This window comes from Thiolapillus sp., from assembly GCF_048562965.1.
GTDB classification, from domain to species: Bacteria; Pseudomonadota; Gammaproteobacteria; order Chromatiales; family Chromatiaceae; genus Thiolapillus; species Thiolapillus brandeum_A.
The window spans coordinates 1-3,031 of sequence record NZ_JBHNMF010000398.1; the positions used below are offsets into that span (position 1 = coordinate 1).

The 3,031-nt window shown below is 47.1% G+C and carries 3 protein-coding genes; 1 reads left to right on the top strand and 2 read right to left on the bottom strand.

Annotation, left to right across the window (positions count from 1 at the left end; translation table 11 throughout):
• On the top strand, positions 1 to 776 hold a 776-nt coding region (locus ACOCD2_RS15410), incomplete at its 5' end, for a hypothetical protein (protein WP_419625770.1).
• An 80-nt stretch (positions 777 to 856) separates the two neighbouring features.
• Here the strand turns inward: ACOCD2_RS15410 and ACOCD2_RS15415 are convergent.
• Together ACOCD2_RS15415 and ACOCD2_RS15420 are read right to left on the bottom strand one after the other, a co-directional pair.
• The gene (locus tag ACOCD2_RS15415; protein WP_293652849.1) at positions 857 to 2,803 is read right to left on the bottom strand and encodes a hypothetical protein; all 1,947 of its coding nucleotides are present in this window, start codon (positions 2,801 to 2,803) and stop codon (positions 857 to 859) included.
• Positions 2,793 to 3,031, bottom strand: a 239-nt coding sequence (locus ACOCD2_RS15420) for an ATP-binding protein (RefSeq protein WP_419625771.1), incomplete at its 5' end; no start/stop codon positions are given. The genes ACOCD2_RS15420 and ACOCD2_RS15415, both read right to left, overlap by 11 nt.

Genomic DNA, 3,031 nt, shown 5'->3' on the forward strand with positions numbered 1-3,031 from the left:
GTGACTCAACAATAATAGAAAAATCTGGTGTTGAATCTAATGAACCATATGACACACAAGAATTCTGGGAAATAATTGCAGAACCATTAAGAATAGGCGGGAGTATTGAAAGCACACAAGTAACTACCGAGTTTATCGAACCCGGCGGTAGTTTAATGTGCAGCCAAGCCTGGGACTACGAATGTGCACTGAGCGACATAACATCACTTTATACTTTAGAAATGACTCGTTTCATGTGGGCTTGGATAGCATTTGAAAATTTATCAAGGCGCTGTTGTTCAGATTACGAAGGCAAGGGACCTAGCGGAAAAGTCATTGAATACTTAAAAACAAAATCAAATAACAGCGAACTTAAAGGTTTAGCAATCATCTACGCGGAAGCAAAAAGCCTGGTTTCTGATAAGATCTTACAAACGGTAACAAGAGCAGCAAATTGCACTGATAGCTCGAAGTATCATTACATCCATTTATGCCGTGAAATACGAAATGAGCTATTTCACTCCCATAAAACTTGCATAGAGCCTTATTTCGACGAGAACGATAATACTACTCTTGAAGATGACCCAAGAATCATTCTTCTGAAAACCCTATCTCACTTAACGCTACTTTCTATTCAAACTATCTTGCATGCTTATTTTAGATACTCAGATACCAAAACTGGCTGGCTTATGACATCACAAGGAATCCCCAATGGCATCAAGCTCCAAAGAGCTCTTGAAGTATTGCATCTAACTGAACAATCAAATGTATTTCAAGGCCAACTTGATCTTAATTAAATGTTAACGTGAACAAATCTCATGCCTCTGATTAATATGAGGAAATCACAAAATTAGTCAATGGTATTCTCAAACAATATTTACATATCAGACTCCAAATAAACCTGTAACACAAGACCTGCATTTGGTTCAATATTGGCGAGCAGATCTTCATCTGCATCCCCGTTCACAATCGTCGCAACCTTGTCAATCTTAGGCTTTTTCTCATCAGTCTCAGGTTGTTCTTCGCCAAGCTTAAGTAAACCTGCTGTGCGGGACATACTCAAGGGTAAATCAACTCCTTGGAATCCTGATCTAAAGATCTGTCGAATCCGGGACTGCTCTTTGAGTGTTTCAAAGCTCGCTTTACTCCTGTTCGCTACATTATCGAGATCCAAGCCTAATAGGACTTCCGTTAAATCCGCCTCGCAGTTAGAGTCAATGATCAGCGTTGCAAACTTTCCACGCCGGGGAATAAGCACATTGCCGGTGATCACGACACCGTCAGGTATGGTGATAGGCTGTGCCCCTCCTTCCTGTAATGGGAGATAAAGGTCGGCCCGAAACCTCCATGATCTTGGGAGAGGCGCGAGTTCTCCCACCCGTCCGACATTGCTGAGTAACTGCTGCCGTAGACTAAGCGCGGGTCCTTCCCGAAGCCTCGCAACAATCGACATGTCACCGCGATCTAGGTGGAGCAAGCGCTTTACCTGATCCAGGCTAATCGTGCGCAGATCACCAAAATTCCAATCGATCTGAAAACGCTGGTTTCCATTCATTGTTATCACAGGAGTCGTCTTTGCTGTCACGGCGAGTCCCGGCTTGGCCATGTCGATGTTCTTTAACGATCCAGCCACTAGCAATGCCGTTACAAGCCCATCTTTTCGAATCAGATCGCACTCCGGCGAAGCAACGAAAAATACCAGATCGTCGCGACCTGAAAAGAAACCGCGGCGCTTTATCGGATTACCTGGCCTTGGCCCCAAAATATCGCCAAAAGCAATCGGCCATTCGGCACCGGTGGCATGGGTGCGGCGTTTTGGATTAACGAAGAGGGTCTGTTCCAGTACCGTATAAGTGTCTCGGTCATTTGAGATCATCAGCGGCGCAGGATCGTCTGCCATCTCATCAAGTCGGAGCGCAGCATCCAATACGGCACCGTGAGATTCGATTTCATATTGAAGAACACGATCAAAGACATCAAGCATGTAGCTTGATGTATTAAGCCCCTCAAAACGGAGCAACATACTCCGAATATGCTGCAAATCATCGATGTCGATCTTACGAAGAGTGCCTGCGGCCGCATGGACGGCCTCAATAGCTTTATCCTCCCAAGTTTCCACAAACGTGGCAAGTGCCTGGCTATCCGACCGATGCGATGCGAGGGTGAGAATCAGCCCCTTCATCCGTCCCGGCTGCGACAAATCATTTTTTCTGATGTGCCGGAATGCCGAAGCGTGGAGCTGAACATCCTGGCGGAAATCTCTTGCCAAATCATCAATCCCCGGAACCTGAGACATAAGGACAATAGAGGGGAGAGGGACATCTTCGCGGCGTTTGATCACCTCTTTGAGATGCTCGACAGTAAACTGGCGGTCCCGTTCTCCTTGTTGGATACCGAGAAAAAGGTCGATGACGATCAAATCAGCATTGACAGCTGCCTCGACAAAGTCTCGACCGCACGTCTCAAATTTAATTTCGAATGCGTTGAGGGCGGCTTCTGCCGCCTCCAGGAAGGGGCGGTTGTCTCGTATTTTCTGCTCATAGACATCAAATAGTCCACTGAGTAAATCCCGAATGGCATCCCGACCTTGCCATAGAGCGTCGATGAACTCTTGGTTGGACTTTAGTTCCTCCCGGTCTTCGGGCTGATAGTCAGGAAACAAAGCCTCAATCCGCACTGCCTCGGCGCCCTGCGCATCATCAAACAGGCTGTCCCATGCACCTTCATCGAGAAGCTCCACTACTTGTGGAGCCTCGTCGTATCCGTCGTCGACTATAATTGCGGAACGGATCCCGGCATCGAGTACCCGCTGTTTATCGCTCAAGGTTGTCCCCCACCACGCGATAGTCGAAAGTAGAAAAACGCCCTTCATCATTGACTGCGTCTGGATCCAGCATCAATGCACCCCCGTTGTGCTCCGCAGCCTCTCGGGCAATAAAGAGTCCTAAGCCTCGACGCCGGCTTTTGTCCTTAAGTGAAAAGAAGAGGTCAAAAACCCGGTCTTTGTATTGTTCAGAAATTCCAGGGCCATTGTCGGAGAACCTTATTCGTG